The sequence below is a fragment of the Rathayibacter sp. AY1E3 genome (assembly GCF_002932235.1).
Taxonomy (GTDB): domain Bacteria; phylum Actinomycetota; class Actinomycetes; order Actinomycetales; family Microbacteriaceae; genus Rathayibacter.
Genome location: NZ_PSVN01000014.1, coordinates 41578 through 55553 on the forward strand (window position 1 = coordinate 41578; position 13976 = coordinate 55553).

Consider the following 13976-nt stretch of genomic DNA (forward strand, 5'->3'; position numbering starts at 1 on the left):
GACTTCGCGCATGTTCACGCAAACATCAGGCTTCCACGAGGCTCTGATGACGTCAACATCCTGATCGACCGACGGCCCGGCGTCGGACGGCCGCCCGGGCTCCGTCTTGGCCGCTCAGCGCTCCGGCGCGAACGCCCCGCCCGGGCCGAAGGCGAGCTCCGCGAACCGGCGGCCGATGAGCTCGTGCGCTTCCGGATCCGGGTGCAGGCCGTCCGGGAGCGGGAGCCGCTGGGCGTCGTCCGGCCCGTAGAGCGCGAGCCCGTCGAGCAGTCGCAGGTCCGGGTCGTCGGAGCGCGCGGCGACGACCTCGGCCAGCGCCTCGCGGACGATCCGCAGGGTCAGCCGTCCGTTCGCGGTGTCGCCCGGGTCGCCGGTCGCGACGAAGCGCGGCGCCCCGGTCGTGAAGGACGCGGGATCGACGTCGCCCGGCCCCGGCGTGTCCTCGTGGATCCCGCAGAAGAGCGGAGTGACGAGGAGCAGCGGCGTCGCGGGATGGCCCTCGCGGATCGTGTCGAGGAAGCCGTGCACCGCCGGCACGAAGGTGCGGCGGCGCATGCCGTCGAGGTTCACGAGGTTGATGCCGAGCGCGACACTGATCAGGTCGGCAGGAGTGTCCCGCATCACGCGAGCGGTGAAGGGGTCGACGAGTGCGCTCCCACCGAAGCCGAGGTTCACCAGGCGGGCGCCGCTCGCCCGGGCGGCCACGGCCGGCCAGATGCCCGAGGGGCGCGCCGCGTTCGAGCCCTGGCTGATCGAACTGCCGTGGTGTAGCCAGACGGGGCCGGAGAGCGGCGCGGGTTCGAGCGGTGCGTCGGACCGCAGGGCCACGAGGTCCACCGCCTCGTTGTGCGGGAGGAGCAGCTCCACGCGAGACGGCCCGGCCGGGAGGTCGAGCCCGACCGTGTCGAGAGGTCCGGGGAGGAGGGCCCGGTCACCGGTCGCGAGGTCGAATTCGATCGCGTCGCCTCCGGTGAGCGCGTGGGAGGCGGTCATCTCGCCGTCGACGACCGCGTCGACTGCGCCGCGCGGCCGGGGCAGCCCCCGATAGGCGACCCGTGTCGCGTGCACGTCGAGCTCGATCCGTCGCGCCTCGGTGACGAAGGAGATCCGGACACCCGAGGGCTGCGCCTCCATCAGCAGGAGCTGCGCATCCGCATCGCGCTCGCGGACCGCGCGGGGGAGGCGGTGCGGCCGGACTCCGCGGGGCACCTCCTCCAGCTCGATCGCGCCGTGGACGAGCCGTTCGGTGAGGGGTGTGCTGATCATGCGGGGATGTCCTTCCGGCGGGTCCAGTGGCTGAAAAGAAAGTGCAGGCAGGCGAGGAGCTCGCTCCACGACTGCGCGGGGGTCGGGCTGCTGTGCGCGAAACTCCCGAGCCGTTCGAGGGTGAGGAAGCCGTTCAGAGCGGCGCCCGTCACTCGGACGGCGTGCACCCGGTCCTCGGCGGGGATCGCGTAGCCGAGGAGGACCGCATCTGTGAGCTGCACGACGCGGCGGGCGGCCGGGGCGGCGACCGCGTCCGGCCCCGCAGTGCGCTGCAGCGACTCCCACAGGCCCGGCCGCTCGCGCGCGAAGGAGCGGTGGGCGTCGGCGAAGCCGTCCAGCGCCTCCCGGGCGGAGCGTCCGGCGATCGCGACGGCGATGCGGTCGGACAGCTCGTCGAGGGCCAGGACCGTGACGCCGTCGCGGAGTGCGGCGAGATCGCGGACGTGCGTGTAGAGGCTCGGCGTCTGCACCTCGAGCGAGCGGGCGACGGCGGCCAGGGTCACGGCGGCGAGACCATCGGCGTCGGCGATCGCGGCGGCGCGATCGATGACGGCGGAGCGGGTGAGGGAGCGACGGGGCACGCGTTGATCCTAATATCCCTAGGTTTTCACATATGGACATTCGGAAGCTCCGACGCCCGAACCGCGATCGCCCCCGAGCCGGAGGGCTCGAGGCGATCGAACGTGCGGTGCGGCCTAGCCGCCGACCGCCTGGCGAGCGCTATCGAGCCCGCTCAGTTCTTCCGGATATCGATCTCAGGGCTGCGAGGATCTCGCGCGCTCGAGGATGGCCGCGATCACGGCGGACTTCGCCTCGGCGTAGTCGTTCCCGTCCTCCCAGCGCCGGAGGAGGAGAGACGCCTTCGTGCTGCGGTAGAGCTCGCGGTCGGACGGGTCGGTGCGCAGCCGGTCGCGCAGGAGGAGGTACGCGTCGATCGCGGGATGACCCTCCTCGTAGATGTGGACGTGGGCGTCCCGTCCGGGCGTGCGGACGAGCCGGTGCCCGGGCTCGCGGGTGCGCAGGACGTAGCCGGCCTCGAGCAGCGGCGCGACGTGGTCCTCCTCCGCCGTGACGTCGGGCACGACGACCAGCACGTCGACGATCGGCTTCGCGGGCAGGCCCGGGACGGAGGTCGAGCCGATGTGCTCGACACGCACGCCCGGGACGGCCCCGAGGATGCGCCGCCGGTGCTCCTCGAACAGGGCGGACCACTCGGGGTCGTACTCGTGCAGGGCGAGCTCGAGCGGCTCCGGTCCACCGACGAGCTCGACGGAGACGACGTCGGGGCGGCGGGGGGAGCGGTGCGGAGTCACCGGGTCATCCTGCCAGGGTGCCGCAGGGCGGGTGCGGTTCACTGGAGCGGTGAGCACCCTCCTCGTCACCGCGCACCCCGACCGCGACTCCCTCACCGCCGCCCTCGCCCGGCGGCTGCGGTACGAGCTCGGCCCCGACGGAGTGGAGACGGCCGACCTCGACGCCGAGGGCTTCGACCCGCGGTTCGGCGCGGCCGACCGGGACCGCTACCGCGGTGTCGGCCCGGTTCCCGACGACGTCCTCCGCGAGCAGCGCCGGCTCGACGGCGTGGACCACCTCGTGCTCGTCTTCCCCGTCTACTGGTGGTCGATGCCCGCGCTGCTGAAGGGCTGGATCGACCGCGTCTTCCTCGCGGGCTGGGCCTTCGACATCGACCCCGTCCACGGCACGCAGCGCAGGCTCGGCGCTCTGACCGTCCACCTCGTCCTCGTCGCGGGGGACTCCGCCGGGGCCTACGAGCGGCACGGCTACGAGCAGGCGCTGCTGACGCAGATCCAGCACGGGATCATCGACTACTGCGGAGCCCGGCGCGGCGGGGCCGTCTTCGTCCACGAGTCCGAGCGCGAGGACGACGCGAGCCGCAGGGCGGCGGTCGAGGACGCGGTCGAGCGGACCGTGGAGGCGATCAGGGCTGATCCGCCCGTAGCGCTCCGGTGACGAGGGCCTGCACGAGGGTGTCGGCGTCGTAGTCCGGATCGTGGGCGGCGCCGATGCAGAGGTTGCCGATGCCCTTGAGGAGCATGTAGCCGCTGAGGCTCGACGCCGGGATCCGGGCGGGTCGTGCCGCCTCGAGCAGGTCGCCGCAGACGGGGACGAGCCGCTCCACGAAGTAGGCGTGCAGGGCGTCGGATCCGGCGCTGTCGCCCTGGAGCGCACCGGCGAGGCCGTGCTTGGTCACCAGGAGGTCGACGAAGTGGGCGACCCAGGCCCGGAGGGCGGCCTCCGGAGTCGCGCTGTCCGCGAGCAGCCGTGGGCCCGTCTCCGCGCAGGCCTCGACCTGGTGGCGGTAGACGGCGACCACGAGCTCCGAGCGGGTCGGGAAGTGCCGGTAGATCGTCCCCACGCCGACGCCGGCCTCCTCCGCGATCTCGCGGACCGGCGCGTCCACGCCGGAGGCCACGAACACCGTCGCCGCGGCGGCGAGCAGTGCGTCGCGACTCGTCCGCGGTCGGCCGGGCGTGCGGGGCACACGGTCGCTCATCGGTTCTCCTTGCTTTTCGGAGCGGCGCTCCGTAATGTCTCCGAGCGCAGCTCCACCACGTTCCGGAGCAGCGCTCCGCAATGTTCCGGAGCAGCGCTCCGACGATTGTGCCAGAGCGCCGCCACCCAGGAAGGACCCTCGTGCCCACTCCGCTCCTCGACTCGTCGACCCCCGGTGTGCACCGCCCGATGCGCGCGGTCCGCACGGCCGAGCGCGACCCCTCTCGATCCGTCGCGAACGGCCCGTCGTCGAGGGGCGGACGGGCCGTTCGCGACGGATGAGCGGAGCGGGTCCTGCCGTCAGCGCGGGGCGCGCAGCCCGGCGAGCGGGCCGTCGTGCAGCGGCTCCGTCTCCCAGCGGACGCAGGCGGTGCGGTCGGGAGCGAGCTCGACGTGCAGGCGGTGCGGGGTCTCGAAGAACACGATGTCGACCAGGACGCCGTCGCCCGAGGGTCCGGCGCTCGCCGCGAACGGCCCGTCGACGGTCCAGGCTCCTGCGCCGGGCGTCACGGCGAAGGGCTCGTCGCCCTCGATCAGCGCGAGCGTCCAGCCGCCCTCGTCGGCCGTCACCTCGACGGCGTCGGGCCACGATCCCACCGGCGTGTAGCTCCCGGTCGCGGGGGAGGCGCCCCCGAGCGGGGGCAGGGCGAGCTCCGACAGCCGGTCGGCCAGTCGGGCGTCGGCCTCCGCCGTGGACTCTCGGCCGACGGCGGGGAGCAGGTGCTCCCAGGCGAGCGCGAGCAGCGTCTGCGTGTCCGAGGTCTGGCCGGTCAGCGCGATCACGAGCTCGTGCTCGGGCACGATCAGGCTGAACTGCCCGTACGCGCCGTCCGCGCGGTAGCCGTGCAGCGACCGCCAGAACTGGAAGCCGTAGCCCTGCTGCCAGTCCGGTCCGCCGTCCTCGTGGGTCGGGACGTGCGCGCTGGACGCCTCGGCGACCCACTCCGGCGAGAGGATCCGCCGGTCGCCCCAGCGCCCCTCCTGCAGGTACAGCAGTCCGAGCGCAGCGGCCGCCTCGGTGGTGGCGTGCAGCCCGCTGTAGCCGAGCTCGCGCCCCGAGTCGTCGCGATGCCAGGCGACCTCGCCGATGCCGAGCGGATCGAGCAGGCGCGGGCGCAGGTAGTCGGTCAGCGACTGCCCGCTCACGCGCTGCACGATCGCGGCGGCGGCGAAGGTGCAGGGCTGGTTGTAGGCGAAGACGCTGCCCGGCTCCTGCTCCGGCGGGAGGAGGAGGAAGCCGCGCACCAGGTCGGCCGGGTCCGTCTTCTCGGCACGGTCGATCGTCTCGGCGGAGTGGCCGCTCGCCATCGCGAGGACGTGGCGGACGCGGATCGCACGCGAGCGCGGGTCGGTGATCTCGTCGTCGAGCTCGGGGAAGTACGAGAGGACGGTGGCGTCCAGGTCGACCAGGCCCTCGGCGACCGCGAGGCCGACGGCGGTCGCGGTGAAGCTCTTGCTCAGCGAGTAGAAGAGGTGCAGCCGCTCGGCCGAGTACGGCGCCCACCAGCCCTCGGCGACGACGTCGCCGCCCTGCACGACCATCAGCCCGTGCAGCTCGACGCCGGGAGCGGCCTCGACCCCTCCGACGAAGGCCAGCACTCCCTCGGCGTCGACGGAGCGGGCGGACGGGGTGCTTCTCGGCAGTGAGCGCGTCATCCTCCGATGCTACGACCGGGGCGGCGCCGCCTCCGCCCGGGGGCAGGAGGCGGCGCCGCCTAGGCGGTCGGCTCGGCGGGGAAGGGCCCGAGGCCGAGCAGGAAGCGGAGGATCGCGTCGGCCGGCACGCGCAGGGCGGGGCCGGAGCCGAGCTCCCACTCCGCGTCGGTCGGAGCGAGGGTGCGACCGCGAACGGCGGCGCGGATCGCGAGCGGCGCGCGCTGCAGGCGGTCCAGGGCCACCCCGCCGGTGATGCGGGAGGAGAGGGCGAGCGGCTCGGGGGAGAGCGCGAGCTCGACGCGGACGACCTCGACCAGCTCGGCGACCGAGCGGGGACCCGCGCCCGCGCGGCGAGCGGAGGCGAGAGCGGCCAGGGCCGGGGCGATCTCGGCGGGAGGAGGAGGGGAGGAGGCCTCTCGGGCGCCCATCCGCGTCGCGAGGCGCTGGCCGGTGCTGCTCGAGAGCCGCACGACGAGCTCTCCGAGCAGGGCGTCCCGGGAGACGGCACTGGCCGCCTCGCCCTCCGTGGTGGAGGGGGAGGCGGCCAGGACGGCGAGGCGGTCGAGCCTCTCGGCGACGAGGGGGCGCCAGTCGTTGCTGACGCCCGTCTCGTCGACCGAGGGCCCGGTGCTCAGCGGCAGGAACCGCGACCAGTCGGGCACGACCGCAGGGCCTAGCGTCCGCCCGAGCGGCGCTTGTTGTAGACGTCGAAGGCGACCGCGAGCAGGAGCACGAGGCCCTTGACCGCCTGCTGCCACTCGATGCCGATGCCCATGATCGACATGCCGTTGTTCAGGACGCCGATGATGAGGCCACCGATGATCGCGCCGCCGATGGTGCCGACGCCGCCCTGGACCGCCGCGCCGCCGATGAAGGCGGCCGAGATGGCCTCGAGCTCGAAGCCGTCGCCCGCCTTCGGGCCGGCGAGGTTGAGTCGCGCGGTGAAGACGAGGCCGGCCAGCGCCGCGAGGACGCCCATGTTGACGAACAGCCAGAAGGTGACGTTGCGGGTCTTGATGCCGGACAGCTCCGCGGCGTGCAGGTTGCCGCCGATCGCGTAGACGTGACGGCCGAAGACGGAGCGGTTCATGACCACGCCGTAGATCAGGACGAGCACGGCGAGCACGATCAGGGTGACCGGGATGCCCTTGAAGGTGGCCAGCGCGAAGGAGAAGGCCGCGATCACGACGGAGACGAGGACGAGCTTGGTGACGAACCAGGCGCCCGGCTCGACGCTCTGCGCGTACTTCTGGCGGCCGCGGCGGGTGCGCACGGACTGCACGGCGAAGGCGACGATCGCGAGCGCGCCGATGACGAGCGACAGCGGGTCGAGGTCGGTCTCGCCGAACAGGTCGGTGAGGAAGCCGTTGCCCAGCGCGCGGTACTCGGTCGGGAAGGAGCCGATGTTCGCGTTGCCGAGGACGACGAGCGCCAGGCCGCGGAAGATCAGCATGCCCGCCAGGGTCACGATGAACGCCGGGATCCCGACGTACGCGATCCAGAAGCCCTGCCACGCTCCGACCAGGGCGCCGATGAGGAGGGAGAGGACGATCGACAGCCACCACGGGAGACCCATGTTGACCGCGAAGACGCCCGAGATCGCTCCGACGAACGCCGCGACCGAGCCGACCGAGAGGTCGATGTGCCCGGCCACGATGACCATCACCATGCCGATGGCGAGGATCAGGATGTAGCCGTTCTGGACGATCAGGTTCGAGATGTTCTGGGGGCGGAGGAGGATTCCGCCGGTCATCACCTCGAACAGCAGCACCACCACGATGAGGGCGATGAAGATGCCGTTCTTGCCGAGGTCGCCCAGCACGTGGCTGAGGCGCTTCGTGAAGGCGTTCTCGGTGGGCTTCACCTGCGCACCGGCCGCGGTGGACGGTTCGTTCTGCAGATCGGTCATCGTTGCTTCTCCTGGGTCATGAGGGTGAGGACCGCCTCGGGCGTCGCCTCGGCGATGGGCAGCTCGCCCGTGATCCGGCCCTCCGACAGCGCGTAGACGCGGTCGCAGATGCCGAGCAGCTCCGGCAGCTCGGAGGAGATGACGATGATCCCCTTACCCTGCGCCGCGAGCCGGTTGATGATGGTGTAGATCTCGTACTTCGCACCCACGTCGATGCCGCGGGTGGGCTCGTCGAGGATGAGGACGTCCGGGTCGGAGTAGATCCACTTCGACAGGACGACCTTCTGCTGGTTGCCGCCGGAGAGCTTCCCGGTCTTGGCGAGCACGGTCGGCGACTTGATGTTCATGCTGCCGCGGTACTCGTTGGCGACCTCGAACTCGCGGTTGTCGTCGACGAGTCCGCCGCGGGCGACCTTGTCGAGCGACGCGAGCGAGATGTTCCGCTTGATGTCGTCGATGAGGTTGAGGCCGTAGTGCTTGCGGTCCTCGGTCGCGTAGGCGAGCCCGTGGGCGATCGCCTCCGAGACGTTGCGGATCTTGATCTCCTTGCCGGCCTTGAAGACCTGGCCGGAGATGCGGCTGCCGTAGGAGCGGCCGAAGAGGCTCATCGCGAACTCGGTGCGCCCGGCGCCCATGAGCCCGGCGATGCCGACGATCTCGCCGCGGTGCACCGTCAGGTTGACCTTGTCCACCATGACGCGGGTCGGGTCCTGGGGGTGGTGGGCCGTCCAGTCGACCACGCGCAGGATCTCCTCGCCGATGTGCGGCGTGTGGTCCGGGTAGCGGTGGTCGAGGTCGCGGCCGACCATGTCCTTGATGATGCGGTCCTCGGTGACGTCGTCGTGAGCGATCGTCTCGATGGTCTTGCCGTCGCGGATGACCGTGACGGTGTCCGCGATCTTCTTGATCTCGTTCAGCTTGTGGCTGATGATGATCGACGTGATGCCCTGCTCCTTGAGGTGCAGGATCAGGTCGAGCAGGTGGTCCGAGTCCTCGTCGTTCAGGGCCGCGGTGGGCTCGTCGAGGATGAGCAGCTTGACCCGCTTGGAGAGCGCCTTCGCGATCTCGACGAGCTGCTGCTTGCCGACTCCGATCTCCATGATCTTGGTGGTCGGGTTCTCGCGCAGACCCACGCGAGCCAGCAGCGCCGCCGCCTCCTGGTTGGTCTTGTACCAGTCGATCAGGCCGCCGAAGCCGCGCACCTCGTTGCCGAGGAAGATGTTCTCCGCGATGGAGAGGTAGGGGCTGAGGGCCAGCTCCTGGTGGATGATGACGATGCCCTTCGCCTCCGAGTCGCGGATGCTGGCGAACTGCATCACCTCGTCCTCGAAGACGATGTCGCCCTCGTAGGTCCCGTGCGGGTAGACGCCCGACAGGACCTTCATCAGCGTCGACTTGCCGGCGCCGTTCTCCCCGCAGATCGCGTGGACTTCGCCGCGCTGTGCGTTGAGCGTGACGTCCTGGAGCGCCTTCACGCCCGGGAACGTCTTGGTGATGCCGCGCATCTCGAGGATGTTCGAGGTCACGCCGCCTCCCTTCCTTCGTAGTGGGGGAGGGCGCCCGGTGGGCGCCCTCCCGGGGTGTTCCTTCTCGGGTGAGGAGAGAGGACTAGCCGTTCACTTCCGCGTCGGTGTAGTAGCCGCCGTCGACGAGGACGGACTGGATCTGGTCCTTGGTGACGATGACCGGCTCGAGCAGGAAGGACGGGACGACCTTCTTGCCGTTGTCGTAGGTGTCGGTGTCGTTGACCTCGGGCTCGGTGCCCTCGAGCACGGCCTGGGCCATCTTCACGGCCTCCTTGGCGAGCTCGCGGGTGTCCTTGTAGATGGTCGCGTACTGCTCGCCGGCGATGATCGCCTTGACGGAGTCGAGCTCGGCGTCCTGACCGGTGATGATCGGGAAGTCGGAGCCGACGGTGTAGCCGGCGTCGGTCAGAGCCGAGATGATGCCGCGGCTGAGGCCGTCGTAGGGCGAGAGGACGCCCTGGACCTTGGAGCCGTCGGAGTACGTCTTGGTGAGGATGTCCTCCATGCGGCTCTGGGCGACCTCGCCGTCCCAGCGGAGCGTGGCGACGGTGTTGAAGTCGGTCTCGCCGGACTTCACGACGAGCGTCTTGTCGTCGATGTACGGCTGGAGGGTGTCCATCGCGCCGTTGAAGAAGAACGTGGCGTTGTTGTCGTCGGGGCTGCCGGCGAACAGCTCGACGTTGAACGGGCCGGCAGGGGCGTCGGCGGCCTTCGCGCCGGTGAGGTCGGTGAGACCGAGGCCCGCGAGGAGCGAGGTGGCCTGCTGGACGCCCACCTTGTAGTTGTCGAACGTGGCGTAGTAGTCCACGTTCTCGGAGTCGCGGATGAGGCGGTCGTAGGCGATGACGGGGATGTCGTTGGCCTTGGCCTCCTCGAGCACGCTCGTGAGGGTGGTGCCGTCGATCGAGGCGACGATCAGGGCCTTGGCGCCCTTGGTGATCATGTTCTCGAGCTGCGAGACCTGGGTGGGGATGTCGTCCTCGGCGTACTGAAGGTCGACCTGGTAGCCGGCCTCCTCGAGCTGCGACTTGACGTTGTTGCCGTCAGCGATCCAGCGCTCGGACGACTTGGTCGGCATCGCGACGCCGACGAGGCCGCCGTCGCCGGATCCCGAGCCCGAGCCGCCACCGGTTCCGGAGGAGCAGGCGGCGAGGGAGAGGATCATCGCTCCGCCGGCGATGCCGGCGATGAGAGCGCGCTTCATTGTGGTCACTGTGATTCCTTCGTCATTGAATGCAGTGGATGCAGGGCCGCCCTCGGGATCGGGGCGGAGATGTGATGCCATGTGAGCGATCACATTGCGTCATGCTAGACCCGACGGCGCCGTTCGTGTCAACGCGCACGTCTCGACTCGGTAACGGGACACCCGCGGCGCGTCGTCCGCTCTCGGAGCGGTGCTGTCAAGGGTCCCCGGCCCCGGAAGGAAGCCGGAGCCGTCGGCGTTGCGTCCAGCACTGTCGAAAGGACGCACACCATGACGAAGACCTGGTTCATCACCGGCGCCTCGAAGGGCTTCGGCCGCGAGTGGGCCGAGGCGGCGCTCGAGCGCGGCGACTCGGTCGCCGGGACCGCCCGCCGGATCGAGACCCTCGACGCCCTCGTCGAGGAGTACCCGGACACGTTCCTCCCGCTGACCCTCGACGTGACCGACCGCGAGGCCGGCTTCGCCGCCGTGCAGGCCGCGGCCGACCGGTTCGGCCGACTGGACGTCGTGATCAACAACGCCGGCTACGGGCACTTCGGCATGATCGAGGAGCTCACCGAGGAGGAGGTCCGCGCGCAGCTCGAGACCAACGTCTTCGGCGCCCTCTGGGTCACCCAGGCCGCGCTGCCGATCCTCCGCGAGCAGGGCTCGGGCCACATCGTCCAGGTGTCGAGCATCGGCGGCATCAGCGCGTTCCCCTCGATCGGCGCGTACCACGCGTCGAAGTGGGCGCTCGAGGGCTTCACCCAGTCGCTGGCCGCCGAGGTCGCCGGCTTCGGGATCCACGTGACCCTCGTCGAGCCCGGCGGGTACTCGACCGACTGGTCCGGTCCCTCCGCGTCGCGCAGCGAGCCGATCGCCGCGTACGACGAGGTCCGGGAGGCAGCGAGCCGACGCCCCTCCGCCGCTCAGCAGGGCGACCCGCGGGCCTCGCGCCTCGGGATCCTCGCGGTCGTGGACGCGGACGAGCCGCCGCTGCGGATCTTCTTCGGGCGCGCGCCGCTGGGCATCGCGACGGCGGACTACGAGTCGCGCCTCGAGACCTGGAAGCGCTGGAACGACGTGTCGATCGCCGCTCACGGCGAGTGATCCCGGGCGGTCGCGGCGCGAGGGCGTCGCGGCCGCCGGTCAGCGCGAGGCGGTGACGCTCGCGCTCCGGGGGACGGCCGTGGATCCGCGGACGACCAGCTGCGGAGCGATCGGCGCCGCCTTCTCCGGCCGGTCGCCCTCGATCAGGCTGAGCAGCGCGGCCACGCACCGGCGTCCGAGCTCCACGAAGTCCTGGCGGACGCTGGTCAGCGGCGGCCAGTAGAACGCCGCCTCGGGGATGTCGTCGAAGCCGATGACGCTGACGTCCTCCGGCACGCGGACCCCGCGCTCGTGGAACGCGCTCATCAGTCCGAGCGCCATCTGGTCGTTCCCCGCGAACACCGCGGTGAAGTCGAGGAAGCGCGAGAGCTCGAGGCCCACGCGGTGGCCGCGCTCGGCGCTCCAGTCGCCGAGCAGAGGCGGGCGCAGCGGGATCGAGCGGTGGTCGAGCTCGGTGAGGTAGCCGCGCATCCGCGCCTCGGCCTCGATCCAGTCCTGCGGGCCGGCGAGGTGCACGATCTCGGTGTGCCCGAGGTCGATCAGGTGCCCGGTGGCGATGCGGGCGCCGGCCATCTGGTCGACGTAGAGCGCGTCGTCGCGGTCGTCCTCGCTCGTCTGCAGCGTCACGTGCGGGATGCGCAGCGCGACTCCGGACAGGATGTCGAAGACGCGGATCTGCGGGGCGACGACCACGAGGCCCTCGACCGCCTGGTTGAGCAGATGCCGGATCCCGGCCTGGATCGACGCGCCGTCGGTGCCGTCGACGTTGGCCGTGACCACGAGGTAGCCCGCGTCGCGCGCCGCCACCTCGATGGCCTGGATGCTGGAGGCCGGACCGTACTGCAGGCTCTGCGAGGACAGCACGCCGACGGTGCGGGTGCGGCTGGTGACCAGTGCCCGCGCGGCGAGGTTGGGGCGGTAGTCGAGCTCGGCCATGACCTCGAGCACGCGCTTCTTCGTCTCGGCGCGGAGGCTCGGGTGGTCGTTCAGGACCCGGGAGACGGTCTGGTGCGAGACGCCGGCCGCGCGGGCGACGTCGTAGATGCTCGGCGCCCGCGACGCGGGCTTGTCTTCCGGCATCGGGCACCGCGGCTCTCTGTGATCGGCGCCTCCGACGCAGGACCGGGGCGCCCTCACGGGCGGCTCGCCCGTCCGCGGGCGCGTGTGAGCACACTTTACGTCCCTCGGCGCGGGGCCCTGCACACCGACGGAACCTCGACGGCTCGGACGGGTGCCGCTCCCGGATCGGCCGGACGTTCCGGCACCGCTGGTGCGGGCGCGCCGGAACGACGCGATCCGCGCCTCCGCCCCGCGGTCGTCGCAGCGGGTGGTCGACGCGGTCGGGTCAGCCGTCGAAGACCTCGGCCGAGGCGAAGGCCGCATCGGAGCGGAGCACGGCGACGAGGTCCGCGGGACAGTCCTCGAAGGCCGTCCTCTCCGGACCGGGAGGCGTGTGCGCTCGGACGTCGACGACGGATCCCTGGGGCGCGACGGCGTCGGGCGATCACAGGCGCCACCCTGCGGTCCGGGGTACTTTCCCGCGTGTGAACGACAGCGACGAGAAGTCGGGGAGAGGCTGGCGCATCGATCTCGGCGAGCCGCCGGACAGCGTGTCCGGCGATGTCGTCGACGCTCTCGATCGGGTGTCCGCGGAATTCACGGCATTCCGGAGGGGGACTTCCGGCGAGGGCGGAGAAAGGGCCGCGGCGCTGCGCGGAGCCGCCCGACTCGGGGCCGGAGAGCACCGGCTCGCCGTCGCCTCGGGGCTGACGCGGGAAGGCGTCCGCGCCTTTCTCGCGGGGGGAAGACAAGCCGTCGGAGAGGCGGTTCCCCCGTGCCTCGACAAGCCGGCGCCGAAAAGTGAGAAAGGCCTCGAGAAGGCGCGGCATCCAGAGAGATCGGAGACGACGAATGGACGACGAGGAGTGGGCTGGCTACCTTCTCGCGATGAAGCGCCGAGCACCGACGGATTAGGACGGCGCGACCGCGGAACGCCGTGACGCGATGGTGGCGGCCGTCCTGCGGGAGCTCGACGGGGTCGATCCGTACGGACTCGAGCCGGGTCGCGAGGACGGCGCTCCCCGCGACGAGTACGCGTCTGAGGCGGCCCCGATCGCGAGCATCCTCCTGCGCCGAGGACGGATCACCGGCGAGGAGCTCGACGCCGTCTGGCGGTTCTGGTTCGGCGAGCCGCTGAGCGCCCTGCTCGGCGACGGCTTCGCCCCGCTCCTGGCGCGGCTCGACCGGCTCGCTCCTCCCTCGGCGGAGGAGTGACGGGCGTCGACTCCCGGCGGCGGACCGGCCGCGATCCCGGCGTCCCGGGTCGCTCCGCCCAGCTCCGCCTAGCTCCGCTCGCGGAAGAAGCGGATGAGCTCGCGCAGGGCCGGGAGCGTCGCGCTCTCGGCCTCGGCGTCGTCGAGGTCGTCGAAGGAGGTGCGGAGCCCGGCGGCCTCGGCGTCGGCGGCGGACTCGAACGCCATCGACCACTCCGGGAACAGCCTCTCCCGGATCGGCTCCTCGAGGAGGGTGCGCAGCTGCGCGTGGCGCTCGTCGGCGGCGATGACGGCCATCCGCTCGCGCAGGACCGCGTCCGGCCCCTCGAGCACCTGGAGGAACCGGCCGTCGCGGTGCAGGAGCATGCCGGTCAGGCCGAGACGCTCGTTGTTCGCGCGACACTGGGCGAGCAGCGCGGGGAGGTCGGCGTCCGTGAAGCCGGCGGAGGTGCGGCTGGAGTAGACGAGGGAGAGCATGGCGTCCGTTCCTGGTGGGGAGGCGGGCGCCTCCGCTCCCAGTGGACCACCGACAGCGCCTC

General features: G+C 71.5%; 14 protein-coding genes. 3 read left to right on the top strand and 11 right to left on the bottom strand.

Annotated elements, in window-relative coordinates:
• Positions 1–114: 114 nt before the first annotated feature.
• The 3 genes from C5C53_RS12210 to C5C53_RS12220 form a co-directional block, all read right to left on the bottom strand.
• Positions 115–1266 carry a GDSL-type esterase/lipase family protein gene (locus C5C53_RS12210; protein ID WP_104224975.1) on the bottom strand — a complete coding sequence of 384 codons (1152 nt, stop codon included), beginning with the start codon at positions 1264–1266 and terminating at the stop codon, positions 115–117.
• The gene (locus tag C5C53_RS12215; protein ID WP_104224976.1) at positions 1263–1847 is read right to left on the bottom strand and encodes a TetR-like C-terminal domain-containing protein; all 585 of its coding nucleotides are present in this window, start codon (positions 1845–1847) and stop codon (positions 1263–1265) included. The genes C5C53_RS12210 and C5C53_RS12215 overlap by 4 nt, the downstream gene beginning before the upstream one ends.
• A 174-nt stretch (positions 1848–2021) precedes the next feature.
• On the bottom strand, positions 2022–2579 hold the full coding sequence (locus tag C5C53_RS12220) for a GrpB family protein (RefSeq protein ID WP_104224977.1): 558 nt from the start codon (positions 2577–2579) through the stop codon (positions 2022–2024).
• Between the two features lie 49 nt (positions 2580–2628).
• Between C5C53_RS12220 and C5C53_RS12225 the strand changes: the two genes are divergently transcribed.
• A complete protein-coding gene (locus C5C53_RS12225; RefSeq protein ID WP_104224978.1) occupies positions 2629–3237 on the top strand; it encodes an NAD(P)H-dependent oxidoreductase in 609 nt (202 codons plus the stop codon).
• Here C5C53_RS12225 and C5C53_RS12230 read toward each other — a convergent pair.
• The 6 genes from C5C53_RS12230 to chvE form a co-directional block, all read right to left on the bottom strand.
• Complete coding sequence (locus C5C53_RS12230; protein WP_104224979.1) at positions 3206–3781, bottom strand: TetR/AcrR family transcriptional regulator; 576 nt, start codon at positions 3779–3781, stop codon at positions 3206–3208. The genes C5C53_RS12225 and C5C53_RS12230 overlap by 32 nt on opposite strands.
• A 299-nt stretch (positions 3782–4080) precedes the next feature.
• Entirely contained in the window at positions 4081–5436 is a 1356-nt protein-coding gene (locus C5C53_RS12235) for a serine hydrolase (protein ID WP_104224980.1), read from the bottom strand.
• Between the two features lie 59 nt (positions 5437–5495).
• A complete protein-coding gene (locus tag C5C53_RS12240) occupies positions 5496–6098 on the bottom strand; it encodes a hypothetical protein (RefSeq protein ID WP_104224981.1) in 603 nt (200 codons plus the stop codon).
• An 11-nt stretch (positions 6099–6109) separates the two neighbouring features.
• Positions 6110–7345: a multiple monosaccharide ABC transporter permease gene (gene mmsB / locus C5C53_RS12245; RefSeq protein WP_104224982.1), complete on the bottom strand. Its 1236-nt coding sequence runs from the start codon at positions 7343–7345 to the stop codon at positions 6110–6112.
• Positions 7342–8871, bottom strand: a complete 1530-nt coding sequence (gene mmsA / locus C5C53_RS12250) for a multiple monosaccharide ABC transporter ATP-binding protein (protein WP_104267667.1) — start codon at positions 8869–8871, stop codon at positions 7342–7344. The genes mmsB and mmsA overlap by 4 nt, the downstream gene beginning before the upstream one ends.
• An 82-nt stretch (positions 8872–8953) precedes the next feature.
• Complete coding sequence (chvE, locus tag C5C53_RS12255; RefSeq protein ID WP_104224984.1) at positions 8954–10075, bottom strand: multiple monosaccharide ABC transporter substrate-binding protein; 1122 nt, start codon at positions 10073–10075, stop codon at positions 8954–8956.
• Between the two features lie 270 nt (positions 10076–10345).
• Between chvE and C5C53_RS12260 the strand changes: the two genes are divergently transcribed.
• Positions 10346–11164, top strand: coding sequence for an SDR family oxidoreductase (locus tag C5C53_RS12260; protein WP_104224985.1), 819 nt, complete (start codon positions 10346–10348; stop codon positions 11162–11164).
• Between the two features lie 39 nt (positions 11165–11203).
• Here C5C53_RS12260 and C5C53_RS12265 read toward each other — a convergent pair whose 3' ends face one another.
• Positions 11204–12244, bottom strand: a complete 1041-nt coding sequence (locus C5C53_RS12265) for a LacI family DNA-binding transcriptional regulator (protein WP_104224986.1) — start codon at positions 12242–12244, stop codon at positions 11204–11206.
• 924 nt (positions 12245–13168) lie between these two features.
• On the opposite strand from C5C53_RS12265, the gene C5C53_RS12270 reads away from it, so the two are divergent.
• Entirely contained in the window at positions 13169–13438 is a 270-nt protein-coding gene (locus C5C53_RS12270; protein WP_104224987.1) for a hypothetical protein, read from the top strand.
• A 68-nt stretch (positions 13439–13506) separates the two neighbouring features.
• Here C5C53_RS12270 and C5C53_RS12275 read toward each other — a convergent pair whose 3' ends face one another.
• Entirely contained in the window at positions 13507–13914 is a 408-nt protein-coding gene (locus C5C53_RS12275) for a BLUF domain-containing protein (protein ID WP_104224988.1), read from the bottom strand.
• Between the last annotated feature and the right edge of the window lie 62 nt (positions 13915–13976).

Bases quoted from the DNA above. Each gene is read 5' to 3' on its own strand.
- C5C53_RS12210 (WP_104224975.1), bottom strand. From the start codon at position 1,266: ATGATCAGCACACCCCTCACCGAACGGCTCGTCCACGGCGCGATCGAG.
- C5C53_RS12230 (WP_104224979.1), bottom strand. From the start codon at position 3,781: ATGAGCGACCGTGTGCCCCGCACGCCCGGCCGACCGCGGACGAGTCGC.
- C5C53_RS12235 (WP_104224980.1), bottom strand. From the start codon at position 5,436: ATGACGCGCTCACTGCCGAGAAGCACCCCGTCCGCCCGCTCCGTCGAC.
- mmsB (WP_104224982.1), bottom strand. From the start codon at position 7,345: ATGACCGATCTGCAGAACGAACCGTCCACCGCGGCCGGTGCGCAGGTG.
- chvE (WP_104224984.1), bottom strand. From the start codon at position 10,075: ATGAAGCGCGCTCTCATCGCCGGCATCGCCGGCGGAGCGATGATCCTC.
- C5C53_RS12260 (WP_104224985.1), top strand. From the start codon at position 10,346: ATGACGAAGACCTGGTTCATCACCGGCGCCTCGAAGGGCTTCGGCCGC.
- C5C53_RS12265 (WP_104224986.1), bottom strand. From the start codon at position 12,244: ATGCCGGAAGACAAGCCCGCGTCGCGGGCGCCGAGCATCTACGACGTC.
- C5C53_RS12270 (WP_104224987.1), top strand. From the start codon at position 13,169: ATGGTGGCGGCCGTCCTGCGGGAGCTCGACGGGGTCGATCCGTACGGA.
- C5C53_RS12275 (WP_104224988.1), bottom strand. From the start codon at position 13,914: ATGCTCTCCCTCGTCTACTCCAGCCGCACCTCCGCCGGCTTCACGGAC.